This window comes from Salinisphaera sp. SWV1 (assembly GCF_052044155.1).
Taxonomy (GTDB): Bacteria; Pseudomonadota; Gammaproteobacteria; order Nevskiales; family Salinisphaeraceae; genus Salinisphaera.
On sequence record NZ_JBQDYE010000006.1, the window covers coordinates 100,478 to 126,784 of the forward strand.

The following is a 26,307-nucleotide window of genomic DNA, read 5'->3' on the forward strand; positions in this document are numbered from 1 at the left end:
GTCAGACGCCACATCGAGTTGACGCTGCCGGTCTTCAGTGGCTAGCTAGCCGGCCTATCGAGCCGCCGGACAGTTTGTCCGGCCACCAGGGACGGCAAACTAACCATGGATGAATATCAAGCATCACATTATAGCCAACGCATCGAACATATGCTTGACGCGTGCCTGCCCGGCGCCGACACATCGCCGGCGCGGCTGCACGAAGCCATGCGTTACGCGGCCCTGTCGCCCGGCAAGCGCGTACGCCCGCGGCTGGTTTATGCCGCGGCCGAGGTGCTGGGCGTACCCATGACGAAAGTCGATGGCGCGGCCGTTGCCATCGAATGCATCCACGCCTACTCGCTGGTCCACGACGACCTGCCGGCCATGGACGACGACGATCTGCGGCGCGGCCGGCCGACCACGCATATCGCCTTCGACGAAGCCACCGCCATCCTGGCCGGCGACGGCCTGCAGGCGCTGGCGTTCGAGATCGTGGCCACCCACGGCGGGCTGGATGATGCGCCCGCCGCGCGCGCAGCCCAGATCGCGACGCTCGCGCATGCCGTGGGTTCGCGCGGCATGGTCGGCGGGCAGGTGCTCGACATGGGCGCCGAGGGGCGTGACGACGTCACCATCGACGATCTGGAACAGATCCACGATCTCAAGACCGGCGCCCTGCTCGCGGCCTGCGTGATGATGGCCGCGGACGCCGCCGAAAACCTGTCGCTCGACCAGCGCGCCGCGCTCGATATCTTCGCCACCCGGATCGGGCTCGCCTTCCAGGTACGCGACGATGTACTCGACATCGAGTCATCCACCGAGAAACTCGGCAAGACCCAGGGCGCGGACATCGCCCACCACAAGGCGACCTACCCCGCCCTACTCGGGCTGGACGAAGCCAAGGCCCTGGCCGAACGCCTGTATACCGAAGCCACGGCCGCCCTGGATATCTTCGACCACGCCGAGCCGCTGCGTGCGATCGCCGCGGAAATCGTCAAGCGCGACCATTAAACACGCCGGCCCGGGCCCCGCCGGCGACCCGGCCCGCTGCGCCTACGACGATTTGGGCTGCAGGAAGCGATAGCGCAGCGTCCGGTGGCCGCCCGCCGGCACGCTGACCCGCCATTCCGGCTGCTCGGCCGAGCCGCCGCTGGTCTTGGGTGCATCGTCGGCCAGCTGCGCGCCGGCCGGCAGCCGTTCGGCAATCGTCACCCGGCGCGTCTTGTCGCCGGCATTGAACAGCTCGACGCGTACCCGGGTCGTTTTGCCGTTGCCCTCATCATCCGACTGCTTCGTGACCCGGTGCGTCCCGGTAATATCGAAAGCCCCGCCCAGCGCGAGCGTCACCGGCGCGCCGGCCGGGGTATCGTCGATCCGCGTCCCGCCCATCAGCTGCGCGGCGTGGCCCGCGTCATAGATGCGCACCGCGCCCGCCGGCAGCGGCTGGCCCGAGCTGTTGTCGAACGCGAGGCTGACCCGGACGTGCTGGCGGCTGTTACCGGTATCGTTGAGCGCCTGGTTCTCGAAGCGATACCGGCGTGTCGCTTCCACACTGATCGGTTTCATCAGCGCGACCGATTTCACGGCGCCAGCCTTGACGTGCAGGCCATGGGCCAGCGGGTAGCGATAGACATCGCCAACCGCCTGCGGCGGGCCGGCCGCGGCGGATTCGCTCGAGGCCATCTTGGCCATCATCATCGGCCGCGGCGGGCCGCCATGGGCACGCGAGGTATCGCCCGCCACCAGCCAGGCCTGCCTGGCATCGAGCGCATCGTGGCCGCTATTGTCGATCACCGCCTGGCTCACCAGCCGCAGTTTGCCGCTCGCCGGATCGAAACGCCCGGTATAGCTGGCCTGCCAGCGCGGTGCCCGGGTCTGGTAGGTAACGGTGAGTTTCCGCTGGCCCGACTTGTCGGCGTCCACGTTCATGGTCAGGCCCGAACCGCTATTTCGGGCGCCGCCCCGGCTCTTGCCCACCGACCAGCTGATCTCGATCGGCGAGGCCGCGGTGATGCGCTCGATACGATCGTCGACGCGAACGTAGGCCGTATCGCCATCGACATTCACCAGCGTGCCCTGGCGTGTCTTGCCGCCCGGCGCACGCAGCGTCACCGACCGGCCGATGCGATCGGACAAATTGTTACCCGAAGCGTCGGCACCCGGCGCGCTGATGTCGAAGCCGGTCAGTTGCACACCGGCGCCCGACAACCACAGCGTATCCGGCTGGATTGCCCCGATCACTGGCCACGACACCGTCTGCTCACCCCGATCGAGACTGACCGCGCGGCTGTCCTGCACCACGGCTGCGCCCTGGCTGTAAAGCGCGATCGCATCGACCGCATGCGTTGAATTGCCCCCCGTCGCGGCGAACGCGTACGGCGCAGCCATGGCCAGACCGGCGAGCGTGAAGATCCATCGGCTGTGCATGATTTCCTCCTCTTTCTATTACGTGGCCGGCACGCGCTCACTGTCCGATCGGACCAGCAGCCAGACCAGCAGCGCGATTACCGGCAGGGCGGCAATCGATGTATCGATGAAAAACCAGGTATAGCCGGCATGGTCGACCACCCAGCCGGAAAAGCCGCCGACGAACTTGCCCGGCAACGTCATCAGCGACGAAAACAACGCATACTGCGTGGCCGTATACGCCGTATTGGTCAGGCTGGATAGATAGGCGATGAAGGCCGAGCCGGCCAGTCCACCCGACAGGTTCTCGGCCGAAATGGTCACGGTCAGGGCGCCGAGACCGGGATTGTGAATCGTGGCCAGCCAGGCAAACACCAGGTTGGCGAGGGCGGACAGGATCGCACCGGCCAGCAACGGCTTCAGGATACCGAACCGCACCACCAGCACCCCGCCGATGCCCGCGCCCGAAATGGTCATGAGCAGGCCGAAGATCTTGGAGATACTCGCGATCTGCTCCGGGGTATAGCCGGAATCGAGATAAAACGGGTTGGCCATCACCCCCAGCGTGATTTCGGCCAGCCGGTACAGGCTCACGATAAGCAGGATCAGGATCGCCTGCCGACCATAGCGGGCAAAGAAATCCCAGAACGGACAGGCCACGGCGCCAATCACCCAGCGCTCGATGCCGCGCAGCCAGGCAGGCTGATGGGCGCGCGCATCGAGCCAGTCGACGGCCCACTGCTCACGGATCTCGGTATCGCGCGTGATGGCCGTGTCCGGCTCGCTCAGCACGAGCACGGTGATCATGCCCACGCCCACCAGTGCCGCCATCACATAATACGCTGCCGACCACGACGCGCCGGCCGCAATATAGAACGCCCCCGCACCGGCGACCAGCATGGCGACCCGGTAGCCGGCCTGGTAGGTCGCGGCCATCGCGCCCTGCAGGTCCTCCGCCACGGCCTCGATCCGCCAGGCGTCAATGGTGACGTCCTGCGTGGCCGAAGAAAACGCCACCAGCAGACCGAACCAGGCGATCTGCTCGAGATTCGCCGAGGGGTCCGTGCCGGCCATGCCGAACAAGCCCGCCATCAATCCGGTCTGTGCGAGCAACATCCAGCCGCGTCGCCGCCCCAGCAGCCGATGCAAAACCGGCAACGGCAGCCGGTCGATCACCGGCGCCCAGAAAAACTTGATGGAATACGTCAGCCCGATCCAGGAAAAGAACCCGATCGTGGTCTTGGACACGCCGGCCGTGGTCAGCCACGCCGACAAGGTGGAAAACACCAGCAGAAACGGCAGGCCCGAGGAAAAACCCAGAAAGCCCATGCCGACGACACGCGGCTGCGTATAGATCGCCAGGGCGCGGCGCCAATCGCGCCGCCCGGGCGAATCCTTGCGCTGACTGCCGCCAGAACGCCCGGCGACGCGGTACTCAGAGTTCGACGTCATAGTCGATCGTCAGCGGCGCGTGATCCGACAACCGCGTTTCGCGATAGACATATTCGGCCGTAGCCAGCTCGGCCAGCCCCGGCGTGGCGACGTGATAATCGATACGCCAGCCCACGTTGTTGTCCCAGGCCCGGCCGCGATTCGACCACCAGGTGAACTGATCCTCGTCCGGATTGATCTCGCGGAACACATCCACCAGCCCCACTTCGCCGAACAGCCGATCCATCCATGCCCGCTCGTGCGGCAGAAACCCCGAGTTCTTGCGGTTGTTCTTCCAGTTCTTGAGATCGATTTCCTTGTGCGCGATGTTCCAGTCGCCACAAATCAGATACTCGCCGGGGGCGGTGGCCTGCCGCCGCAGGAAATCGAGGAAATACAGCAGATAGCGCTCCTTGGAGTCCTGACGATGGTCGCCCGAGGAACCCGACGGCGCATACAGGCTGGCGATGCGCAGGTCGCCGCCGGGACGACTGAAGCGCGCCTCGATATAACGCCCCTCGGCATCGAACTCCTCGTGGCCCATGCCTCGAATGATCGCGTCCGGCTCGCGCTTGGCATAGATCGCGACGCCAGAATAACCCTTGCGGTTGGTCGCCTCTTCGTAGAAACAGTGGTAACCCGCCGGCCAGAATGCTGCCACGCCTTCGAGCTGATGCTGCTGCGCCTTCAATTCCTGGATACAGACCACGTCCGGATCCTGGCCGGCCATCCACTCGAAAAAACCCTTGCGCTGGGCCGCCCGGATACCGTTGGCGTTGAAGGACATCACCCGCATGCACGCTTTCCTTGGATCGTTGATGAAACATCGGCGCCGCGATTCGCCGCGCCCCGGATCAACGCTTATCATACGGGCTCATCGCCCGATCCCGACAACGCCGGAGTGCGCCCGATGCCCGCCGACGCGACCGACACCAGCCAGGATTTCCTGGCCCTGGCCGACGAATACCACGCGCTGAAATTCGGCGAATTCACGCTCAAATCCGGCCGTGTGTCGCCGTATTTTTTCAACATGGGCGAGATCGCCTCCGGCGCCGGCATGAAGCGCCTGGCCGCCGGCTATGCCGCCGCACTCACCGCCTCGGGCATCGAATACGACAGCCTGTTCGGCCCGGCCTACAAGGGCATTCCGCTGGTGGCGACCGTTGCCTGCGCGCTCGCCGAGCATGGCCGCGACGTGCCCTTCACCTACAACCGCAAGGAAGCCAAGGACCACGGCGAAGGCGGCACGCTGGTCGGCGCGCCGCTGGGCGCGCGTGTGGTGATCGTCGACGACGTCATCACCGCCGGCACCGCCGTGCGTGAAGCGATCCAACTAATCCGGGCGGCCGGCAGCGAAGTGGCCGGCGTACTCATCGCGCTCGACCGCCAGGAACGCGGCGCCGACGACCGCTCGCCGCTGGCCGCGCTGGCCGCCGACGAAGGCATTCCCACCGCCGCGGTGGCCACGCTGGACGACGTGATCGGCTATGCACGCGGCCGCTACAGCGAGGCCACCGTCGCCGCGATCCGGGCCTATCGGGCGCAGTACGGCGTGGTCTAGGCCCTATGGCCCCAACCCGCAGGCGCCCGCGGCGGCTATTGTGGCGCCACGCCCGGGGCCAGATCGGCGAGCAGTCGATCGAGCTGGCTTTCTTCATGCACGGCCACGCCTGTGGCCTTCATGCGTGCGGCGAGCGCGTCGTCCCAGCGGGCTTCAACCGGCTCGCCGGTCAGCGGCGGTCCGTCGGTCGGCGTGTAATCGGCGGCCCGATAGCGCCACGGCCGGGCCCCGTAGCGGGCCATGATGCCGTTGGCGATGGTGAGCCCGGGCCAGTCGAAATCGCCGTGATAAACAAAATCGCAGCCGGCCCGGGCGAGTTGGTCGAGCAGGGTTCGGGGCGCGGCCGAAAGCTGGCCGTCGATGCAGACCAGCGGTGCGCTGTCGGCGGCCAGCGCGTCGGCGGCTGCCGCCAGCACTTCCGGGTTCTCGCAGACATGAACGGTCTGGCCCGGGCGCCAGAGCGGCGGATTGCGGGCGAGCAGACGTAGCGACAGATGCAGCGGGGCCCCCGCCTCGCGCGCGGTGGTGATGAGCCGGTCGGCTACGCCGGCGCCGCTCGCCTGCAGATTGAGCACCGCCACGGGTTTGGCCAGTTCGTTGACCAGCACGCCGTACTGGGCCCAGAGATCGCGCACCCGCTCGAACTGGCGCGCGCCGTCGAGGGTGCGGCGTACCAGCGTGGCCACCGGCTGACCGGCATCCAGCCCGTGCGCATCACCGAGCGCATCGGCGGCCAGGCGCGCCCGGGCAATGCCCGGTGCCGGCAGGCGCGCCAGCACCGCCTCGGCCTGGGCGATCAGGCGGCGCGCGGTATCGACATCGCGACCGGCAAGACGCTTGAGCAAGCCCTGGGTGCGGCGCTCGGCCAGGGTCTCGGCCAGTGCTGCGTGGGTGGGCGCGGCGAACACCTCGGCCCAGGCGCGGTCGGCACGCTCGCGCGCGGTGCGGGTATCGACGATCGGGCCGTCCAGGCATTCCAGTGCCTGGCGCAGGTTGTCGGCCAGTTCGGCGGCGCGCAGCGCCTGGTCCAGTTTGTCGTGCGACAGGCGCAGCGAGCGCTGATTGCTGCGGCGCCGGCCGAGCAGACCGGTCAGGGCATCACGTTCGGCGGCGGTGAGCTGGCCGAGGGTGAAACCGTCGACCGGGGTCTCCGCCGCCGCATAGCGTTTGCGCAGGCGCTGGCGCAGGCCGGCCAGTTCCGGGCCGCCGAGCAGCCGGTGCAGGCGTTCGCCATCAACCGGCAAGACGGCCCGCCACCGGCGGTGCGTCCGCGCGCTCGCGCGCGCGGCCGTTCCAGCGCCAGCGCGACACGAACACGGCGTCGACATCGGCGCGGCGCACCAGATGACAGATCGACACCCCGGGCAGCTCGGCATAGCAGCCCCATTCCCGCTCGCTGGTCATCACGAAATCCAGATCGAATTCGCGGATCAGGTCCATGCAGTGGGCGCGGGCGCCGTCGTCGATGCCGGCAAAGGCTTCGTCGAGCAGCACCAGCCGGGGCGCGAAATCGGCCGCACTTTCATAGTGGCTGGCAGCAGCCGCGAACAGGGGCACGGTCAGGCCCAGCGCGCGCTCGCCGCTGGAGGCCGGCCCGGACAGCGGCTTCCACTGGCCGTCCTGCCAGCGGCGGACGCGGAATCGATGCCAGGCGCGATAATCCAGCGCGCGGGCAAGCTGGTCGATGCGCGCCGCGCCGTCATCGCGGTCGCGCTCGGCGGCGATGCGTTGCTGCAAAAAGGCGCCGACCGCGGCCCGGTCCTCGGCCGACCAGGCATCGCTGACCTTGTTGAGCAGACGGTCGCGCACATCCGTCAGATTAGTGAACGCGCCGTCGTCGTCGGCCACCGGCTGCCAGACCAGCTTGAATTTGACCCCGGTGGAGGTCGGCCGCTGGTCCAGCTCGGCGTTGATGGCACGCACCCGGGCGTCGGCGTCGCGCATCAGGCCCTGCAGCTGTGCGGCCACCTCCGCCTGGAGGTGGTTTTCGATGATTTCGCTTTCCTTCGCGGTCAGCAGGTTGCGACGCTCGGCGATTTCGTTGTCGAGCATGGCCTGGAGCCGATCCGGGGCCTCGCTGCGTTGGTTGAAGGTCACCCGCACCACGAAACCGTGATCGGTGGGCTCGCCGGCGCTGTGATAGCCGCGCGCCGACAGCGCGCGCTGCAGTTCGGTGAATTCGCTGCCGATACGGTTTTGCACCCGCTGCCAGTCGGCATCGCTGTCGGCAACTTCGGCCAGCGCCGCCTCGGCGCCGCGGGCCGCGGCCAACGCCGGATCGATCGTCCACGCGGCCGTGGTCTCGGGCAGTTGCAGATCGGGTACCGCGGCCCGCAGCAGGCCGGTCTCGGCAAAAGCCTGAAACGCGGCCACCGCCTCGGCGCGTTCGCTCTGGCGCGCTTCGAGCTGGGCCCGTGTATCGGTGACCGCCTGCTCGGCGCCGCCAAGCTGTTTGTTGGCCTGGGTGAGTTCCGCGCGCGCGGTTTTCAGGGTCTCGCCGAGTGTGCGCTGTTCGCGCTCCAGGGCGTTCAGTCGCGTCAGCACTTCCTCGGCGCTGGCGCCGACGGTGTCCTGCAATTCGCGGTGGCGGGCGGCGGCCTGTTCGGCCTGTTGTTGTTGCTCGCGGGCACGCGCGGCGGCGCGGTCGCGATCCGCCCGGCTGGCCTGTTCGCGTGTGCTTTGCTCGGCGCGCTCCGCCAGGGCCTGGGCGTGCTCGCGAAGCGCGGCCTTCGCGTCACGAATCGCCAGCTTATAGTCGGCCAGATGCGCGGCGACCGCGTCCAGCGCCTCGGGCTCGGCGGGCAGGCGGGCGTCGTCGGCATCCATCTGCAACGCCTCGCGCGCCCGATCGAGGACGCTGCGGGCGCGCTGCAGCCGATCCTCGGCTTCGGCCAGGCGCTGGCGCGCGCTGGCGGCGCTGCGTTCGCTGGCCGCCAGTTCGGCATGGCTGGAGCGCAGCGCATCCGCGCCCGGGCGTGCGGCCAGCAGGTCCTTCAGCTGCTGACGTTCGCGGCCGAGCTCACCCAGCGCGGCGGCGATGCGTTCATCGCGCGCGGCCAGCTCGGCGAGTTCCGTCTCGATCGCTTGCAGGCGCTGGCGGCGGGCGGCTTCGCGCGCCGCGGCGCCGATATACTGGGCCGCCGGCTTGGCCCAGGCGCCGCGCGCCGGGCCGAACCGATAGCGACCGTCCACGGCCAACCAGAATTCGGCCGGCGCCACATCGTCCTCGGCAACCGCCACCGCGGCCAGAATCGACGCGACCCGGTCGGTGTTGATGGCAGCGGCCGCCGGATCGCCGGCATCCACGACCACATCCAGGAACGCGCCGAGGTTGTGGCGCTGCGCCGGGCGATCGACCAGCCACAGATCGTGGGTGTCCGGCGCCAGCAACTCGCCGGCCGGGCTGACCCAGGCATCGAGCACGCCGGCGGCCTGCAGCGCGGCTTCGATGCCGGCCCGCGTGGCGTCATCCACGCCGGGCCGGAAATCGACCAGCTGCCACAGCGGCGCGCCGGGACGCTGGCCGCGATCGGCGTCGCGGGTCATCGGGGCCGGCGGTGCTTGCTCGCCGCCCTCGCGCAGCCGCGCCTGTTCTTCGAGCAACGGCGCGCGCTCGGCGGCGACGGCCGCGCGCTGCTGATTGAGGTCGCCGACGCGCTCGGCCAGACGCTGGCGCTCGCGTTCGGCCACGGCCTGGGTATGGGTTTCCAGCGGCGATTCGCCGTCCAGGCTGTTGACCCAGTCGGCCAGCGCTTCGTCGGCATCCGGCCAGGCCCGCGCCGTATCCGCATCCAGCGTGGCGGCCACGCGCTCGGCAAAGCGCTGCCAGTCGGCGACATGGGTTTCGGCGGCGGCCTGCTGCGCAGCGCGCGCGTCACCGACGGCTTGTTCGGCGGCCTCGCTGTCGGCCAGCCGCGCGTCGCGTTCGTGCTGGGCCTGCAGGTGCTGCTGGCCGGCCGTGTCGACCGCCGCCAGGTTGCGCCGGATCTGGGCGATCTGCTGCTCGCGCCGGGTGGCGAGACCATTCTGGGTGGCAGCAATCTCCTGGCGCGCGGCCGGGTCCAGGCCACCCAGCGCATCCGGCGCCGTGGTCTCGCCCCAGCTCTGCCGGTGGGCGGCGCCCAGGCCAGCAGGGTCGGCGTGCTGCTCGGTGGCGGCGATGGCGCGGGCCAGCCCGTCGCGCGATTCACGACAGGCTTGTTCGCGCCGTTCCAGGCTGGCGACGTCCTGTTCGTGCCGGCGCCGGGCGGCCTCGTGATCGCGCCGGGCCTCGGCCGCGGCGCGCTCGGCGTCTTCGGCTGCGCTCTGGGCCCGATGCAGCTCGCGGGCGCTGCGCATCTCGGGGCTGTCCTTGAGCACTTCGATCTGGCTGGCGGTTTCGGCCGCGCGCCTTTCCGTATCGTCGACCTGCTGCTGGCTGGCCTCGAGCGCGGCCTGGGCCGCGGCCAGCGCCTCGCGGGCCGCGCGCGCCTCGCCGCTGGCGTTGTCGAACGCGGTCTGGGCCTGGCGCAAGTCGCGGGCCCGCCGGCGCGCCAGAATGCGCGCATAGCGGCCGTAGGTGGCATTGAACTGCGCGACCGCGGCTTGCATGGCGCGATAATCATCCAACTCGTCGCGATATTCATCGAGCTGGGTCATGGCCTCGGCCACGTCTTCCAGCACCGCCCGGTCCAGCGGCGGGAACGCCTGCGACAGCGCCGCCGAGAGGTTGTTCTCATTCGGCTGTTTGGACAGCTGCGGCTGGCGCAATTGAATGAGGGTATCGATCAGCGCGCGGTAACGCTCCGGGCCCAGCCCGAACAGGCGCTCGTCGACCGCGCGCCGGTAATCGCGCGCGGTGGTATGCACGCAGTGGCTGCCCAGCGCTTCGGCCAGCCGGTCGCGGGTGAGCACGGTCTGTTGGTCGGTGACCAGTGCCAGCTCAAAGCCGACGCGCTGCTCGGTGAGAAAAAACCAGGAGTCCACCCCGCTTCGCCCCGCGGTGGCGCGCAGGCCGCAGCCGAGGGTGGTGAAGCGCGGCGTCCCGTCGTCCTCGACCCGACCGAACTCGATCCAGGCATAACCGGTGCGCCGCTCGAAGCGTCCGCCCATGAGCAGGTTCCAGTCCATGCGCTTACCCGGGTCGGCGTCCGGCTCCAGCCGCGCCGACGACAGGCTGGCATCGAGCAGAAACGGCAGCGTCAGCGACAGCACCTTCGACTTGCCGGTGCCATTGTTGCCGCGGAGCAGCAGATGGCCGTCCTCGAACCAGAATTCCTCGGCGTCGTAGTGGTACAGCTCGACCAGGCCGAGCCGCAGCGGCTGCCAGCGGGCGGTTGTCGGCCGCGGCGCGGCGCCGGCATCGGATTCGGGATGGTTCATAGATCGGACAACAAATCGCTCTGTTTCGTCACGCGCGCTTCGCCGAGCCGGAAACGGCAAATGGCGGGCAGCGGCTCGATGGTCTGATCGGCACGGCGGATCAGACGCAGGGCTTCCAGACGTTCCAGCGCGGCCGCCGCCAGTGTGCGCTCGGCGCCGCTTTCCTGTGCGGCCTTGCGCCAGTACTTGCGGTGCTCGCGGGCGGCCTCGCGCATGAAGGCCAGCACTTCGGCCTCCGGCACCGGCCCGCTCTGGCCGGCACGAAGACGCGCAGCCAGGAATTCGGCCAGCAACAATGTGGCGTGGGCATCGGTGCCCTGCTGCGGCAGGGCGACATCGGTGAGTTCGCCGCGCGCATCGACCAGCGCCGTGCCCTCGGCCCGATGCTCGGCGGCAAGGCCCGTCGCCTCGGCCAGGCGCCGGCCCATCGGGCCGCGCTGGTTCAGGAAATACTCGCGCTCGTCGGTATCGAGCTCGTCCAGATACAACAGCGGATCGTCCAGCAACCGCCGCGACAGCCGATGCCGCAGCGCGGTGCGGCGCGCATCCTCGCCTTCGGCGAGATTATCGGCCGCCAACGCGGCCAGCCGCGCCTCCAGGGTTCCGGCGTCAGCCACCGCCGACGGCCCGCGGTCGCCGGCCAGTACCCCCGCCAGCAGGGGCCGGTGGATATCGTAGAGGGCGTCCCCGGACTGATTGATATAGGCCTGCTCGTCGCCGGCCACACGGGAGATGATGCCGAGCGCCAGCAACAGCCGGCAGACCGCGACCAGATCGCGGCGCTCGGTCTGGCGATCGAGCGCGAACACGAACCCGCTGGCTGCGAGTTGCGAATCCAGCGCTTCGACCATCAGGCGTTCGCCCAGCCGCGCCAGGGTGATCTGCACATCCTCGCGCTCCAGCACCGCCAGCGCCAGACACAGCAGGATGTACCGGTTGCGGTTGAACTCGCGGGCGCCGCGGCTGGCATCATTCACATCGGCCGCGCGCTTGGCCAGCCGCGCGTGTCCGCGCTCGACGCGCAGCACCCAACCGCATTCGCGGGCGAACCAGGTGCGCAGATAGTCGGCATGGGCGCGGACCAGGCCAAACACCCGGTCGTCGGCAGGCATCAAGGGGCGCGCCAGCAATGCGCGCAGCGCGCGCTGGCGCTGCTCGTCAATCTCGCGGGTTCTGGCGTCGATGACGGCGGCTTCGGCCATCAGGCGCCTGCTTTCATTCGATTACTCGACAACATTCCCGCGCCTTCAATCGCCGCGTTCGTGCAGCCGGCCTTCCACGTATTTGTGCAGGATGCTGGCGACCAGCGTCTGATACGGCATGCCTTCGGCCAAGGCTTTCTTTTGCAGTCCACGCAGATCCCTGGAAGTAATCCGTATATTGATCCGCGCATCCTTCTTGAACATGGCCTCGGCGTAGGCTTGATGTCGCTTCTTCGTTTCCGGTGCATCCTGGGCGTGCCGGACCTTCCCGGCTTCGAACGCGTCCAGAATTTCTTTTTCTTCCGGGTCCAGCTTGTTCATTTCCTGCCACCTCGATAGATTCGGGTCGCCTTGCGGCTCGGAATGATCGTTTTCAGAAAAACCTCGTCTTCCGTCTCAACGAACGGCACCAGATAGACGTAGTCCTCGATCTCCAGGACATGGATCTGTTGGCCGGGATAACGCGCTTGATTCGGATGCTCTATCGTATCGAGCACATCGCCAGCCATGATGTGGAAAACCGCGTCCTCGAATGAAACACCCCGCTCGGCTTTCAGAAGCGCGTTCTTTTCCCGACTCCATGATATGACCTTCATCGGAGAAATCTAGCACATCGTGTGCCTTTTGGAGGACGTCCCGAAACCTGTGTTTACCACGCAGGACAAGCGCCGCGACGGTCAATCCACCGCCCGCACATGCAGCCAGTGATCGCGCCCGGCAAAGCCGCCGTTCTCGGTTTCGATGGTCACCACGGGTGCGTCGTCGATGGGTGCGAGCGTCAGCGCCAGGCTGCCGTCGGAGGTGAGCCGCTCGATACGCGCGCCCGGCTCCCGCATGGCGGCGAGCGCTTCGCCGAGCACGTCGAGAAACAGTGCGAAAGCGTGGCGATCCAGGCGGCCGATCTCGGACAGGCGGGTGATCTCATCGGTGGTCAGGCGCTCGCGCGCCGCGGCGATCTGGGCATCCTCGGCGGCGATCTTTTCGGCCAGCCAGGCTTTTTCGACGCTGCGATCGCGTACCTTGGGCGAGCCGCCGGCGCTGGGCAGGCGGCCGCGTTCGCGCAGGGTGGGCTCGATGGCGATAGCGGGCGAATCGATCCAGGGCGTGGTCGCGGCCACATCGTCTTCGACGGTAAGCGCCAGATGACGCGCCGGCGACAAACCGAATGCCACCCGCCATAACCGATGCGCATCGGCTTCGTCCCGGGTATCGGCGAACCAGCGCGCCAGTTCGCGATAATCGGCGGTGCGGTCGCTGCGTCCGGTGCGGCGCTCGTTGACCCGCGCGATCGCCGACAACAGCCGCGGAATCGCCGAGCGGGCCCGCGCGCGCAGGCGCTGGGCCTGGGACGGGCCGTCGTCACTGCGCAGAAACCAGCCACGCAGGCCGGCCCAGCGTTCGCGCCAGGCCGCGAGCGCGCGTTCGACCGCCTCGTCACTGGCCTGATCGTCTCCGGGCGCGGCATCCCGGGCTTCACGGGCCGCGGCCAGGCGCAGCAGTTCGTCGGCCGGCTCGAGCGCGGCGATGGTTTCGGCGATGCGCCCGGAGGCGGCCACCAGATCGCCGATGAAGCGCTCCAGATAATCGATCAGCCGGTCCTTGTAAGCGACCACGGTGGCCGCATCGGCGGCCTGCAACTCCACCGTGCGCGCCAGCCCGGCCATGAAATCCTCGGCGTTGTCGGCCAGCCCCTCGAACACATGCACGAGCTCGCGCAGGGTCTGGTGAATCCGAGCACCGTCGAGCGGGTCTTCGCCAGCCAGCCGCTGCAACGCGGCCAGCTGGGTCTGAATATCCTCCAGCGCCACCGTCTGCAGCTCGGCGCGGCGCTCCAGCGCCTGCGCGAAGGCCGCCAGCCCGGTTTCCACCGCCTCGCCCTCGCGCGAGAGTTGATAGAGAAACTTGGCGCGATAGAAATCCTCGATGGTGGAAACGCGCGCGGTATCGGCCTGGGCACGCAGGTTGCCCCATTCCACGAGCTGGGCCAGCAGACTCTGGACTTCCTCCGGCGTAGGGATTCCGCCGTCCGGCCAGCGCGCTTCCGCGCGCACCTCGTCGGGGCGCAGATGCAGACGAAACTGGCGCTTGGCGGCGGCGAACGCATCCAGCACGGCGCGATAGGCCGTCGCCCGTTCGGCGCTGACGTGGCGGAACAGATCGGCGGCGTTGGTCGTATCGCTCATAAGCTATCCTTGCGCGCTGGCTCGATGCGTTAAGCACTTCGGCCGCATTTTTTTATCTTCGACCGCCGGGTTCACCACTTAACGTTTGCCGCCCCCCGTGCTTCGAGATATCTCCTTAAGTCGTAGTCTGCGTCTCGGGTTCCTCACGCTCCTTGACGGACAAGCGCAGGCCGAGCGCGTTAAATATCTTCATGAGAGTCGCCAGATTCGGATTGCCCTGGTCCGACAGGGCGCGATACAACGACTCGCGCGACAAGCCGGTCTGGCGCGCCAGATCGCTCATGCCCCGCGACCGCGCGATGTCGCCCAACGCCTGGGAAAGCAGACGGCCGTCATTGTATTCAAGGACCATATCCAGATACATCGCCATGTCGGCTGTTGTATCGAGATGCCGGGACGGGTCGAATGGAATGGTCTCAGTACTCATCGGTTTCACCCAGATTCGCAGCGAGCCGTTGCGCTTTCGCGATGTCGGCCTGTTGCTTCGTTTTGCTGGATTTGTCGCCCCCGCATAGAAGGATCACCAGTTCGCTACCGCGCTTGGTGTAATACACCCGGTAGGCCTTGCCTTCGCGAATTTTCAGTTCGCTGACGCCGCCTTTCAGATCACGGTGCTCGCCCGGATTGCCATCAGCCAAGCGGCGGATGCGGATATCAATGCGTAGCTGCGCTCGTTTGTCCTTTAGACCATCAAGCCAGTGCGCAAACTCGACTGTCTGCTTGATATCCACGTATTAAAGTGTAGCTTTAAAACTACAATAATACAATTGACCAGAAAACGTCCGCAAACAAAACGCACCCCCGGAATGCCCCATGCCGAGTATTTAACGCCCGGCTGAACGCTCGGCAGACATACGCCAAAGTCGAGCTGCGCTCAGCAAACCAAGCTCACAAACTCACCAGATCTTGCAACTCCGCGTCGGACAGATCGGTGATCCAGCGCTCGCCGCTGGCCACGGTCAGGTCGGCCAGCTCTTTTTTCGACTGGATCATGGCATCGATTTTCTCTTCGAAGGTGTTTTCCGTGATCAGGCGATGGACGATGACATTGCGGCGCTGGCCGATGCGATAGGCGCGATCGGTGGCCTGGGCCTCGACCGCGGGGTTCCACCACAGGTCGTAGTGGATGACCTGGCTGGCCGCGGTGAGGTTCAGGCCCGTGCCGCCGGCCTTGAGCGAGACGATCAGGGCGCGCGGGCCACCCTCGCCCTGGAACGCATCGACCAGGCCGTCGCGCTGCTTGCGGGTGAGCCCGCCGTGCAGAAACGGGGCGTCGATGCCGAGTTCGTCGCCGAGTGCTGCGGCCAGCAGCCGGCCCATCGTCGTGTACTGGGTGAAGATGAGGGCTTTTTCACCGGCGGCATCGATTTCGCGCAGGATGCCCATGAACGCAGCGAGCTTGCCGGAAGCTTCGATATCGGCGGTCTCGCGGCCGGCGAACTGGGCGGGGCTGTTGCAGATCTGCTTGAGGGCATTGAGCAGTTTGAAGATGATGCCGCGCCGCTCGACGCCCTCCTCGGCCTCGGCCAGCTCCTGCATGATGGTGTCCACGGTGTTCTGGTACAGCGAGGCCTGTTCCGCGGACAGCCGGCAATAGCGATTGGCTTCGATCTTGTCCGGCAGGTCGGCGATGATGGATCGGTCGGTCTTGAGCCGGCGCAGGATGAACGGCGCGGTGATGGCACGGAATTTATCCAGCGCGGCCTGGTCGCGGTCGCGCTCGATCGGCTGGGCGAACATTTGGGCGAAACGTTTCTGGCTGCCCAGAACTTTCGGATTGATGAAATCGAATACCGACCAGTATTCCCGCAGACGATTCTCCACCGGGGTGCCGGACAACGCGATCCGGATATCGGCCTTGAGGCGCTTGACCGCCCTGGTCTGGGCGGCCGCCGGATTCTTGATGTTCTGGGCCTCGTCGATGGCCACCAGCGCCCAGCGCGGCCGGGCCACTGTCTTGGCATCCGAGCGCGCCAGGCCGTAGCTGGTCAGCACCACGTCGTGGCCGGCCCGGTCGAGCTGGCGATTCGGGCCGTGGTAGATCTGCACCGTCAGGTCCGGCGCAAAACGCGCGATCTCGTGGCGCCAGTTGGTCAGCAGCGGGGTCGGCACGACAATCAGCGCGCTCGCCTGGTCGAGCCGATGGGTCGCTTTCAGATGCGCCAACAGCGCGATCACCTGCAAGGTCTTGCCCAGCCCCATGTCGTCGGCCAGCAGGCTGCCGAAGCCCAGCCGGGCGTTTTCGGCGAGCCACTCGAAGCCGCGCTGCTGATACGGCCGCAGGCGGGCGTCGAGCGTGGCCGGCACCGGCGGCGGCGATTGCGGCCGGATCAGTTGATCGAACAGGGCCCGGGCGTCCTCGCTGGCGGCGACCGCGGCGCCGTCGAGTTCGCCGGACAGGCCGGCCTGCAGCAACTCGGCGCGCGACAGTTCGGCCGGTGGCGTGTCCAGTTTGTCGAGCAGGCGACGTGTCTCTTGTGCGTCGACCATGACGTATTGATCCATGATCCGCACCAGGCCCGCGGCGTTCTCGACCAGCCGCCGGAATTCGTCAACCGAGATATGGCGATCGCCGATCGCCACCTGCCAATCGAACGTCAGCAATTGATCGAGGTTGAGATAACTGACCGCCGACTCGCTGTCCGCACTCGACAACGACAGGCTGGCCTGGGGCCGGGCCAGATTGCGCAGCGCCTTGGGCAGGATCACGCCGATACCCAGCATGCGCAGCGCCGGCAGCACGTCGCGCAGGATCGGGGTGAAGGCCTCGAGGCTATAGACCAGCGTCTGTTCGGGTGTCTCGTCGGTGCCCGGCGTGCCCGCCTCGCCTGCATACAACTGTTCGATATCCGGGAAGTAATCCGCCAGCACCGCCAGATCGGCGAGCACGTCGGCCCGGGCGGGTCCGCCGGGCGTCTCGGCCAGCCAGTCCGCAATCGGCTGGAAGCCGTCGTCGCGCTCGACCGTCAGCGCCACGGCCAGCTGGTCCTCGCCCGGCTCGTCGACCCGCAAATGCAGCCGGTGCGCGCGTTCGCCCAGGCTCAGGCGGCGCAGCCAGTGGGCGATCAACGACGGCGTCCGGTGCGTCTCGAAGGACTCGAAACGCACCGGCTGGCCGGTGAAGAATACCCGCTTGATCGCGTCATCCTGCCGCGATTCGGCCGTGCTCTGGAAACCGGCGCGAACGAAGAAGCCGAGCAGCACGCCCAGGGCGGCGCCGATCTGGGTGGGCGCATCGGCATAGGCCGGCTCGCGCCGGCGTGACTTGCCGCTTTCCAGTCGCCCCCGTTCCAGCTGCACCAGATCCGGCGGACACAGCGCGCACAGGTGCTCGAACAGATCCGCGACCGGCTCGGCCAGGCGTGCCGGCTGCCATGTCACGACCGTCGCGCCGCGGCTGTCCGCGGCCACGGCGGGCACGAAGGCGCCCTGCTCGATCAGCTTGAGCGCGAAGCGCAGCAATGTGCGCCACAGGGCCACGCGATGGGCCAGCCGCGGCTCGCGCTCGGCCGGCACGGCATGCAGCCCGGCCAGGAACGCCTCGAAGTCATCCGGGGCGCGTTTTTTATGTACTGGCTTGAACAGGCGCCCGTGGTCGCCGCGCATCTCGATCAGGCCGCCGCTGTCGTCGATGACGGCGGTCAGCCGGGTAACCCGCTCGGCCTCGGACCATGGCGTGTCGGCCTCGCGATCATACGCCCGGGCGGCTCTTCGCGCGCGTTTGTAATGCGTGGCCAGAATCTGGCGGAAATCCTTGCGATGAAACAGCGGCCGGGCCGAGAGAATCGTGAAAATCCGTGACTCGAGCGCCGGAATCCGAGATAAATCGAGCGCGGCGAAGGCCTCGGCCGATGGCGGCTCGAAATGCTCGATCGCCGGCTCGCGCGACCAGTCCTCCGACAACACGGGCAGCGTGGTGAGCGAGTCGGGGGCCACGCCCATCTGCGCCTGCAGTGTTTGGGCCAGATCCAGCCCATGCAGCGCGAACACGACGAACGGATCCTTGTCGATTTCGTTGGCGATCAGATAGATCACCGCCGCGATGTGCTTGCAGGGCAGCGCGTCGTCGGGACAGGAACAACGCGCGGTCAGGTCACGCCAGGAGCGCGGAAACAGCCGGATACCGCGCGCGCCGAGCCGTGTCAGGACATGCGCCGGCAGTTCGCGGTTGAGCAGGCGCGACAACAGCACTGGATCGGCTTGCACCGTGTCCAGCACGGTCTGCCGCTCGACCTTGGAAAATGCCGGCAGCGCGATACGGACCCGGTACGGTGTGGGTCGCGTGCCCAGTACGCGGGCGGCCGCCGTGCCGCCGGCGATGTCGACCGCGCGGACCGAGCCGTTATTGGCATAGCGCCGGCCACGCGGCAGCCGGTTGCTCTGATCGATACCGTCGAAGGCAGCCAGCCATTGCCGGCCCCACCAGGTGCGTCCGAAATCGGCGGGCATATCACGTCAGCCTGTACTGCGCCGCCTCTTCAGGTCGGCCAATCTCTGTTGCCGGCTCATCATGCCTGTCGTTCGAGACGAATAGCCGAATCATCGCCGAGATGGATGAACAACCGGCCTTCGCCCGTGTCCTGGTCCGTCAGGGATAGCCAGCCGCGACCGCTGACGTCGTCGCCTTCATCGCTGCGTTGCCAGGAAAAATCCACGCGACGGCCGTTATCGGCGTAGCGGGTGTCGATCACGGCGCCGAAGGCGAATTCACCCGAATCATCGGCAAAACGGAAATAGCCCGGCTGGACGAGGTCGATGAAGTCTTCGTCCCATGTTTGCATCCAGACGATACGCCAGTGACCCTTGAACCCAGCCATGAAGTTCTCCGGGCGCGCGGGCACTTGTGATTTGTTTTGTCGACCGGGCTCAGGCCGGTGTCGGCGTATCCGATACCGGCCGCGGCGCGCCGGAATCGCCGATCAGCGTCCCCACCCCGGCATCGGTGAACAGCTCGAGCAAAACGGCGTTCTCCACCCGGCCGTCCACGATATGCGCCGCGCGCACGCCGTCGGCCACGGCATCCAGCGCGCACTGAATCTTGGGCAGCATGCCGCCGTGGATGACGCCGGCGTCGATGAGCTTGCGGACCTGCTCGGGCGTCAGCCCTGTCAGCAGACGGCCTTCGGCATCCAGCACGCCCGGCGTGTTGGTCAGCAGCATCAGCTTTTCCGCCTTGAGCACCGAGGCGATCCGGCCCGCCACCAGGTCGGCGTTGATGTTGTAGCTGCGCCCGTCGGCGCCGACCCCGATCGGGGCGATCACCGGAATGAAGTCGTCGGCCTCGAGATGCTTGACGATGCCCGGGTCGATGCCGGCGACTTCGCCGACAAAGCCGAGATCAGTTGCGTCTTCGACCAGGGTCAGCTTGCGCGCGGTGATGAGGTTGCCGTCCTTGCCGGTCAGGCCCACGGCGCGGCCGCCGTGCTGGTTGATGAGGTTGACGATTTCCTTGTTCACCAGGCCACCGAGCACCATTTCGACCACGTCCATGGTGTCGGCATCGGTGACCCGCATGCCCTTGATGAACTCGGTCTGCTTGCCGACCCGCGCCAGGACCTTGCCGATCTGCGGGCCGCCGCCGTGCACCACCACCGGGTTGAAGCCGACCAGTTTCATGAGCGCGATATCGCGCGCGAAACCGGATTTCAGCTCCGGATCGGTCATGGCGTTGCCGCCATACTTGATGACGACGGTCTTGCCGGCGAAACGGCGGATGTAGGGCAGCGCTTCGCCGAGTACGCGGGCCACGCGGGCGGCGGCTTCGGGATCCAGGGACATACGTCTTTTGTGCTCCATCGACCGGACTCAGTTGTCGGCCATGACCGCGGCCACGGCCGCATGATCATAGGTGGTGATCTCGAACCGGTTGCCATCGGGATCGGCAAAATACAGCGACCACGATACCGCGTGGTCCGCCCGGCGCACGGCCAGATCGGGCGCGGCGGACAGGTCGCGCTGCCAGGCGAGAAAATCGGCGCCGCTCACGCGCAGGGCGATGATGGCCCGATGCACCGATTCGCTCTGCTCGAACAGGGCGAGCGTGACCGTGCGCGCCGGGTTCGACAACGCCAGCGGGCCGCCCTCGCGCGCCCAGAACTCGAGTTCGGGCACGGGCGTCAACCCGAGCACGCGTGCATACCACTGGCGCGCGGCAGCACAATCGGCCACAAACACATGCACATGGTCGATAGCGAGCAACGTCGTGCCGTCGCCGATCGTCATCGGATCACGCCGCGCCGGTCGAGCCGAAGCCGCCCGCGCCGCGCGTGCTTTCGTCGAATTCGTCGACCACGGCGAGCTCGGCCGCAACCACGGGGATGAGCACGAACTGCGCGATGCGCTCGCCGGGTTCGATGGTGTAGGCCACATCGGCGCGGTTCCAGACCGAGACCTTGAGTTCGCCCTGATAGTCGGAGTCGATCAGGCCGGTGCCGTTGCCGAGCACGATGCCGTGTTTGTGGCCCAGCCCCGAGCGCGGCAGGATCAGCCCGGCCAGGTTCGGATCGGCGATATGCACCGCCAGACCACTGGGCAGCAGTTCGCATTGACCGGGCGCAAGCGACAGCGGCGCGGCGATCATCGCGCGCAGGTCGATGCCGGCCGAGCCGGCGGTGGCGCGCGCCGGCATGGGAAAGTCGCGGCCGAGCCGCGCGTCGAGGCGTTTCACCTGCAGTTGTGTCATCGAATGTTCCGAATCCTTCGAGGGTGTTAGGTCAGGCGTTCGCCGATCAGGGCGACCAGATCGCGGGCCAGATCGGCCTTGGCCGCCCGCGCCAGGCGTTTCTCGCCGCCGTCCCAGATCACGAGCAGTTCGTTGTCGTCGCGGCCGAAGGCCTGGTCCGGGCCGACCACGTTGCCGGCGATCATGGACAGCCCCTTGCGCCGGCGCTTGTCGCGCGCGGCGGCTTCCATGCCGGTGGTCTCGGCGGCGAAGCCGAGCGTGAAGGCGCCCGGCCAGGCCCGCGCGACCGCGGCGATGATGTCGGCGGTACGCGCCAGGCGCAGCGTGGCATCGCCGTCGGATTTCTTGATCTTATCGCCGGCCACCTCGGCCGGGCGGTAGTCGGCGACCGCCGCCGCGCCGATGAAGACATCCGCACCGGGCATCGCGGCCATCACCGCATCGTACATCTGGCCGGCCGATTCCACGTCGATGCGCGCGACAGCCGCCGGGGCAGCCAGTGTCGTCGGCCCGGACACCAGCGTGACCTCGGCCCCCGCCGCCGCGCATGCCGCGGCCAGCGCGTAGCCCATGCGCCCCGACGAACGATTGGTCAGATAGCGCACCGGATCGAGCGCCTCCCGCGTGGGCCCCGCGGTGACCACCACACGCCGCCCGGCGAGCGCCCCGCGTGCGGCGCTGTAACGGGCGATCAACACATCCCGGATCGCCTCGGGCTCGCTCATGCGCCCGGCGCCGGACTCGCGCTCGGCCAGCTCGCCGGTGTCCGGGCCGATAAAGGTCACTCCGCGCTCGGCCAGTGTCGTCATGTTCGCACGCGTGGCCGGGTGCGCCCACATCACATGATTCATGGCCGGCGCCACCACCATATCAGCGGTGGTGGCCAGACAGAGGGTGGTCAACAAATCGTCTGCGCGGCCGAGTGCCAGCCGCGCCAGGATGTCGGCGCTGGCGGGCGCGATCAGGACCAGCTCGGCCCAGCGCGCCAGCTCGATATGGCCCATCGCCAGCTCGGCGGATTCATCCCAGAGGTCGTCACGCACCGGATGGCCGGAAACGGCCGCCAGGGTCATCGGCGTGACGAACCGTTTCGCCGCCGGGGTCATCACCACCTGGACCTCGGCGCCGGCCTCGACCAGACGGCGCACCAGGATCGGCGTCTTGTAGGCGGCGATGCTGCCGGTCACCCCGAGCAGCACGCGACGTTGGGCCAGTGCTTGCATGGGCTCTATTGTACCCGGGACGGCCGGTCGCTCCATGGGCCGGGTCGAACAACGACAGACGGGGATGAGAATGCGTATCACGGACTGGCCGGCCACGGAGCGGCCACGCGAAAAACTGCTCGAACGCGGCGCCGCCGCGCTGTCGGACGCGGAGTTGCTGGCGATCTTTCTGCGCACCGGCGTGACGGGCATGAGCGCGGTCGATCTCGCCCGGCGCCTGCTCACCGACTACGGCAGCCTCGATGCCCTGCTGGCCGCCGACCGCGCGAGCTTCACCGCCGGCCGCGGGCTTGGCGAAGCCAAGTACGTGCAGCTGCAGGCGGTTCTGGAAATGGCGCGGCGCCATGCCGGGGAGACGATCCGCAAGCGCGACGTATTAAGCGATCCGTCAGCCACCCGCGCCTACCTTGCGCTGCACTTGGCCCGGTCCGAGCACGAAGTCTTCGCCTGCGTGTTTCTGGACAACCGAAACCGCGTGATCGCATTCGAGGAGTTGTTTCGCGGCACGATCGACGGTGCGGCGGTCTACCCGCGGGAAGTGGTCAAGGCCGCGCTGGCACACAATGCCGCGGCGGTGATCCTGGCGCACAACCATCCATCGGGTGTCGCCGAGCCGAGCCCGGCGGATCGGGACATCACCCGGCGCCTGACCGATGCGCTGGGACTGGTCGATATCCGTGTGCTGGACCACGTCATCCTCGCCCGCGAAGCGACGACCAGCCTCGCCGAGCGGGGAATGATGTAAAATACACAAAATACTATCGTAATGATTGTTTAATTTTTTATTGACAATTTAGCCACGGCTTCATAATGTCTCCGGCGATCGGACCCCCTATCTGATTGTTAAGTTTGGAGAAAGAAATGAAAAAAGCCGCATTTATCCTGGGCGCCACCATGCTCCCCGCCGCCTCTGCCATGGCGGCGCCGAGTTTTCTGACGTCCACGACACAAACCGATGGCCCGGGTTACACGTATCTTCAGGGCGATTACATCCCGACCGGCCACCTCGCCGGCACCGGGCACGACTTCAATGGCTTCGGCTTCCGGGGCTCTTACCAGCTGCCGTCCCACATAATCGTCCAGGGCGGCTACGACCGTCTGGACGTCGATCACAGCGGCGAGGACGTGAACCGCGCGTTTTTCGGCGTGGGTGCCCAGGGCTTCTACGACTACGGCGGCCGCAAGGGCACGGGTATCGGCTACTACGGCACCGTGAACTACGAGCGCCTGGGTCTTTACAACACCGTCGGCACGCGGGATGTCACCGGCACGGGCTTCGGCCTCACGGCCGGGTTGCGCTGGATGGTCGCCCCGCAGGTCGAGATCAATCCGCACGCGACTTATGTCGACTACGGCGAACTGTCCGGTGACGGCGTGGACTACGGCAAGCCGGATGGCTTCAAGTATGGCGTGCAACTGGTCGGTTACCTCGACTCGGATCAGCATTACGCCCTGACCGCGGGTTACGATCGTTCCGACCTGAACATCGGCTCGAACAACCAGGACTTCCACAACGAAGTCAATGTCGGCGCGCGCTACACCTTCTAGGTTGTAGGCTGCACGCTCGGCCGCCGCATCCGCCTGCGACGGCCTAAAACACCCCGCCTCGCGGGGTGTTTTCCTTATCCGGAAAAAAACTGCGCTGCGGCGGTTGTACGCCGATGCGTTAAATGCTTAAATACGCGGCTCGCCGACGCCGACTTGCGCGCGACCAGGAGATCAAGCATGTCCCAGATTTGTCAGGTAACCGGCAAGAGGCCGATTACCGGTTACAACGTTTCGCACGCCCACAACAAGACCAAGCGGCGCTTTGTGCCCAATCTGCACTGGCACCGTTTCTGGGTTGAGGCCGAGCAACGCTATGTGCGTCTTCGGGTCTCATCCAAGGGCATGCGTATCATCGATCGTCAAGGCATCGAGAGCGTGCTTGCCGATCTGCGTAAGCGTGGGGAGAAGGTTTAGGAACCTCTGATTCATTCGTACGCGATCGCGCCGGCTTTGCGCGCGCGTCTGGCGAGGAATGAGGAGAGAGGTTTACTTTCAGTAAATGAACGACGAATGACGCTGCTCAGACGCGCGCGCAAAGCCGGCCCGGAGGGTCTGGCCCGAGCCGCCCGCCTGCAGCGTTGCCCGTCTCGACCGTGGGTCCTGCCACGGCGCTTCGCCGGGCGCCTTGCAGACGAACGGCTCGGGACTCAGACGCGATCCGTGTACGAATAAATCAGAGGTTCCATAATGCGCGAAAAGATTCGCATGGTCTCGACCGCCGACACCGGGTTCTTCTACACCACGTACAAGAACAAGCGGAACAGTCCCGACAAGCTCGAGATGAAGAAGTACGATCCGAAGGCGCGCAAGCACGTGGTCTTCAAGGAAGCCAAGATCAAGTAATCGCATCGCGATTGCTTGCAGGAAAAGCCGGCCGCGCGCCGGCTTTTTCGTGTCCGGCCCCGGTCTTTTTCCGTGACGTAACAGCCCGCCGGCCCGGCCCTTGGGTAGACTGGCGATCTTTGAGCCATGGCCTGTGGGTGTGCCGGCTCGCTGCTTGGCGAGGAGACATGGAAAGCGATTGGCTGTTGTCGGCGCAGGGGTTGGCGCGCGATTACGGCGGGCGGCGCGTGGTCGCCGATATTGAACTGCGGCTCGCCGCGGGCGACGTGCTCGGCGTGCTCGGGCCCAACGGCGCCGGCAAGACCACGATCCTGCGCATGCTCGCGGGCACGCTCGCACCCAGCGCGGGCCGGGTGGCGATTGCCGGCGCGGACCTGGCGGACAACCCGCGCGCGGCCAAGCGGCATCTCGGCTATCTGCCTGAACGGCCGCCCGTCTACCCCGAGCTTACGGTCGACGAATATCTGCGCTTTGCGGCCCGGCTGCATGGCATCCCGCGCGCGCGGCGCGCGGCAGCGATCGAGGCCGCCAAGATCGATTGCGGCCTGACCGATGTCGGCCGCCGGCTCATCGGCGCACTGTCGAAGGGCTATGCCCAGCGCGTGGGCCTGGCCCAGGCGATCGTGCATCGTCCGGATGTGCTTATCCTCGATGAGCCGACCGCCGGGCTCGACCCGTCACAGCTGATCGGCGTGCGCGCGTTGATCGGCCGTTTGAGCCGGGAACACAGCGTCGTTATTTCCAGCCATATTCTGGGCGAGATCCAGGCCGTGGCCTCGCACATCGTGATCGTCGACCGCGGCCGGCTGGCGTTGTCGGCCAGCCACGCGGAGCTGGCCGCCGATGCGAGCTGGCTGGAAATCGGCCTCGCACACGGCCCGGACGCCGCCACCCTGGCCGCCCTGCCGGATGTGGCGGACGTGCGCGAAGCCGGCGATGGCCGCTGGCTGATCCGCCCGGTCGACGGCCACGATATCCGCGCCGCCCTGGCCGAACACGCGGTGGCCCACGGTTGGGGTCTGCAGATGCTGGCCCCCCGACCGACCAGCCTGGAGGAACGCTTCATGCGCGTGATCAGTGCCGGCGACGACACCGGCAGGGCCGCGTCATGAGCGGCGCGATCGCGATCGCACGGCTGGAGGCGACGCGGCTGTTCGCCTCGCCGCTGGCCTGGGCGTTGCTCGGCTTCACCCAGTTGCTGGCCGGCGTGTTGTTCGTGATGTCGCTGACCGACATCTCGCTCAACCCGCAGCATCTGGATGCCTACGACGGCGTTTCCGAAGTGGTCGGCGCCGGCCTGTTCCGCTTTACCACCCTCATTCTGTTGCTGGTGGTGCCGCTGCTGACGATGCGGGCCTTCGCCGAGGAACGAAAGAACGGCACGCTGGAACTGCTGCTGGCCGCCCCGGCCTCCGCCACCGAGCTGGTGCTGGGCAAGTTCGCCGGCGTGATGGGCTACCTCACGCTGAGCGCGCTCCTGATCGGCGCGCTCCCCGCCACATTGACCCTGTTCACGCCGCTGGACTGGGGCGTGATCGCCGCCGGCCTGCTCGGCCTCTGGCTGGTGATGGGCGCGTTCGCCGCGCTCGGTCTGTTCGCCTCGGCGCTGACTCGCGAACCCACATTGGCCGCCGTGATCAGCCTGGCGGCCCTCATGCTGCTGTGGCTGATTTATGCCGTGGCCAGTATCGACTGGCATCCGAGTGTGTTCGGCGCCACGCTCGATATCGGCAGACTCGCTGGCGGTATTTCGCCCATCGGCCACGACGACACCCTGCTGCACGGGCTCGTTTCCTCGGCCGACGTGCTGTACTTCGCGATCTTCATCGTCGCCTTCCTGGCCTTGACCATCGTGCGTCTCGACGCCGAACGACGCTGAGACGCC

Annotated in this window: 25 protein-coding genes; 8 read left to right on the forward strand and 17 right to left on the reverse strand. The window is 67.2% G+C overall.

The window, feature by feature from the left end; translation table 11 throughout:
* The first annotated feature begins 105 nt into the window (after window positions 1-105).
* A complete protein-coding gene (locus ACS8YF_RS04590; protein ID WP_440849037.1) occupies window positions 106-993 on the forward strand; it encodes a polyprenyl synthetase family protein in 888 nt (295 codons plus the stop codon).
* Between the two features lie 42 nt (window positions 994-1,035).
* Here ACS8YF_RS04590 and ACS8YF_RS04595 read toward each other — a convergent pair whose 3' ends face one another.
* The 3 genes from ACS8YF_RS04595 to ACS8YF_RS04605 are packed head-to-tail and all read right to left on the reverse strand — an operon-like array spanning window position 1,036 to window position 4,615.
* The gene (locus tag ACS8YF_RS04595) at window positions 1,036-2,409 is read right to left on the reverse strand and encodes a DUF4139 domain-containing protein (protein WP_440849038.1); all 1,374 of its coding nucleotides are present in this window, start codon (window positions 2,407-2,409) and stop codon (window positions 1,036-1,038) included.
* A gap of 18 nt (window positions 2,410-2,427) precedes the next feature.
* On the reverse strand, window positions 2,428-3,840 hold the full coding sequence (locus ACS8YF_RS04600) for an AmpG family muropeptide MFS transporter (RefSeq protein ID WP_440849039.1): 1,413 nt from the start codon (window positions 3,838-3,840) through the stop codon (window positions 2,428-2,430).
* Window positions 3,824-4,615 (reverse strand): exodeoxyribonuclease III, encoded by a 792-nt coding sequence (locus tag ACS8YF_RS04605; RefSeq protein ID WP_440849040.1) that lies wholly within the window; start codon window positions 4,613-4,615, stop codon window positions 3,824-3,826. Before ACS8YF_RS04605 ends, ACS8YF_RS04600 begins: the two co-directional genes overlap by 17 nt.
* A 114-nt stretch (window positions 4,616-4,729) precedes the next feature.
* Here ACS8YF_RS04605 and pyrE point away from each other — a divergent pair, with 114 nt between their 5' ends.
* A complete protein-coding gene (gene pyrE, locus ACS8YF_RS04610) occupies window positions 4,730-5,380 on the forward strand; it encodes an orotate phosphoribosyltransferase (protein WP_440849041.1) in 651 nt (216 codons plus the stop codon).
* Between the two features lie 35 nt (window positions 5,381-5,415).
* On the opposite strand, the gene ACS8YF_RS04615 is transcribed toward pyrE, so the two are convergent.
* The 14 genes from ACS8YF_RS04615 to coaBC form a co-directional block, all read right to left on the reverse strand.
* Window positions 5,416-6,624, reverse strand: coding sequence for a TIGR02679 family protein (locus ACS8YF_RS04615; RefSeq protein WP_440849042.1), 1,209 nt, complete (start codon window positions 6,622-6,624; stop codon window positions 5,416-5,418).
* Window positions 6,614-10,741: a TIGR02680 family protein gene (locus ACS8YF_RS04620; RefSeq protein WP_440849043.1), complete on the reverse strand. Its 4,128-nt coding sequence runs from the start codon at window positions 10,739-10,741 to the stop codon at window positions 6,614-6,616. The genes ACS8YF_RS04615 and ACS8YF_RS04620 overlap by 11 nt, the downstream gene beginning before the upstream one ends.
* On the reverse strand, window positions 10,738-11,943 hold the full coding sequence (locus tag ACS8YF_RS04625; protein WP_440849044.1) for a TIGR02678 family protein: 1,206 nt from the start codon (window positions 11,941-11,943) through the stop codon (window positions 10,738-10,740). Before ACS8YF_RS04625 ends, ACS8YF_RS04620 begins: the two co-directional genes overlap by 4 nt.
* A 45-nt stretch (window positions 11,944-11,988) precedes the next feature.
* Window positions 11,989-12,264, reverse strand: coding sequence for an antitoxin (locus ACS8YF_RS04630; protein ID WP_440849045.1), 276 nt, complete (start codon window positions 12,262-12,264; stop codon window positions 11,989-11,991).
* Window positions 12,261-12,539, reverse strand: coding sequence for a BrnT family toxin (locus ACS8YF_RS04635; RefSeq protein WP_440849046.1), 279 nt, complete (start codon window positions 12,537-12,539; stop codon window positions 12,261-12,263). Before ACS8YF_RS04635 ends, ACS8YF_RS04630 begins: the two co-directional genes overlap by 4 nt.
* Before the next feature lie 81 nt (window positions 12,540-12,620).
* On the reverse strand, window positions 12,621-14,126 hold the full coding sequence (locus ACS8YF_RS04640; RefSeq protein ID WP_440849047.1) for a TIGR02677 family protein: 1,506 nt from the start codon (window positions 14,124-14,126) through the stop codon (window positions 12,621-12,623).
* A 115-nt stretch (window positions 14,127-14,241) separates the two neighbouring features.
* The gene (locus ACS8YF_RS04645; RefSeq protein ID WP_440849048.1) at window positions 14,242-14,553 is read right to left on the reverse strand and encodes an addiction module antidote protein; all 312 of its coding nucleotides are present in this window, start codon (window positions 14,551-14,553) and stop codon (window positions 14,242-14,244) included.
* Window positions 14,543-14,857 carry a type II toxin-antitoxin system RelE/ParE family toxin gene (locus ACS8YF_RS04650; protein WP_440849049.1) on the reverse strand — a complete coding sequence of 105 codons (315 nt, stop codon included), beginning with the start codon at window positions 14,855-14,857 and terminating at the stop codon, window positions 14,543-14,545. Before ACS8YF_RS04650 ends, ACS8YF_RS04645 begins: the two co-directional genes overlap by 11 nt.
* Window positions 14,858-15,014: 157 nt before the next feature.
* Window positions 15,015-18,575 (reverse strand): SNF2-related protein, encoded by a 3,561-nt coding sequence (locus tag ACS8YF_RS04655; RefSeq protein ID WP_440849050.1) that lies wholly within the window; start codon window positions 18,573-18,575, stop codon window positions 15,015-15,017.
* Between the two features lie 59 nt (window positions 18,576-18,634).
* A complete protein-coding gene (locus tag ACS8YF_RS04660) occupies window positions 18,635-18,943 on the reverse strand; it encodes a hypothetical protein (RefSeq protein WP_440849051.1) in 309 nt (102 codons plus the stop codon).
* 49 nt (window positions 18,944-18,992) lie between these two features.
* Window positions 18,993-19,904 (reverse strand): acetylglutamate kinase, encoded by a 912-nt coding sequence (argB, locus tag ACS8YF_RS04665; protein WP_440849052.1) that lies wholly within the window; start codon window positions 19,902-19,904, stop codon window positions 18,993-18,995.
* Window positions 19,905-19,931: 27 nt separating this feature from the next.
* Entirely contained in the window at window positions 19,932-20,348 is a 417-nt protein-coding gene (locus tag ACS8YF_RS04670) for a VOC family protein (protein WP_440849053.1), read from the reverse strand.
* Window positions 20,349-20,352: 4 nt separating this feature from the next.
* The gene (dut, locus tag ACS8YF_RS04675; protein ID WP_440849054.1) at window positions 20,353-20,808 is read right to left on the reverse strand and encodes a dUTP diphosphatase; all 456 of its coding nucleotides are present in this window, start codon (window positions 20,806-20,808) and stop codon (window positions 20,353-20,355) included.
* 26 nt (window positions 20,809-20,834) lie between these two features.
* Window positions 20,835-22,031, reverse strand: a complete 1,197-nt coding sequence (coaBC, locus tag ACS8YF_RS04680) for a bifunctional phosphopantothenoylcysteine decarboxylase/phosphopantothenate--cysteine ligase CoaBC (RefSeq protein WP_440849055.1) — start codon at window positions 22,029-22,031, stop codon at window positions 20,835-20,837.
* Window positions 22,032-22,101: 70 nt separating this feature from the next.
* Here coaBC and radC point away from each other — a divergent pair, with 70 nt between their 5' ends.
* From radC to ACS8YF_RS04710, 6 genes are all read left to right on the forward strand, one after another.
* Window positions 22,102-22,776: a RadC family protein gene (gene radC / locus ACS8YF_RS04685; protein ID WP_440849076.1), complete on the forward strand. Its 675-nt coding sequence runs from the start codon at window positions 22,102-22,104 to the stop codon at window positions 22,774-22,776.
* Between the two features lie 116 nt (window positions 22,777-22,892).
* Window positions 22,893-23,579 carry an outer membrane beta-barrel protein gene (locus ACS8YF_RS04690; protein ID WP_440849056.1) on the forward strand — a complete coding sequence of 229 codons (687 nt, stop codon included), beginning with the start codon at window positions 22,893-22,895 and terminating at the stop codon, window positions 23,577-23,579.
* 177 nt (window positions 23,580-23,756) lie between these two features.
* Window positions 23,757-23,993, forward strand: coding sequence for a 50S ribosomal protein L28 (gene rpmB / locus ACS8YF_RS04695; RefSeq protein WP_440849057.1), 237 nt, complete (start codon window positions 23,757-23,759; stop codon window positions 23,991-23,993).
* 273 nt (window positions 23,994-24,266) lie between these two features.
* Window positions 24,267-24,422, forward strand: coding sequence for a 50S ribosomal protein L33 (rpmG, locus tag ACS8YF_RS04700; protein WP_109993797.1), 156 nt, complete (start codon window positions 24,267-24,269; stop codon window positions 24,420-24,422).
* 167 nt (window positions 24,423-24,589) lie between these two features.
* A complete protein-coding gene (locus ACS8YF_RS04705; RefSeq protein WP_440849058.1) occupies window positions 24,590-25,534 on the forward strand; it encodes an ABC transporter ATP-binding protein in 945 nt (314 codons plus the stop codon).
* A complete protein-coding gene (locus ACS8YF_RS04710; protein ID WP_440849059.1) occupies window positions 25,531-26,301 on the forward strand; it encodes an ABC transporter permease in 771 nt (256 codons plus the stop codon). Before ACS8YF_RS04705 ends, ACS8YF_RS04710 begins: the two co-directional genes overlap by 4 nt.
* Window positions 26,302-26,307 lie beyond the last annotated feature (6 nt).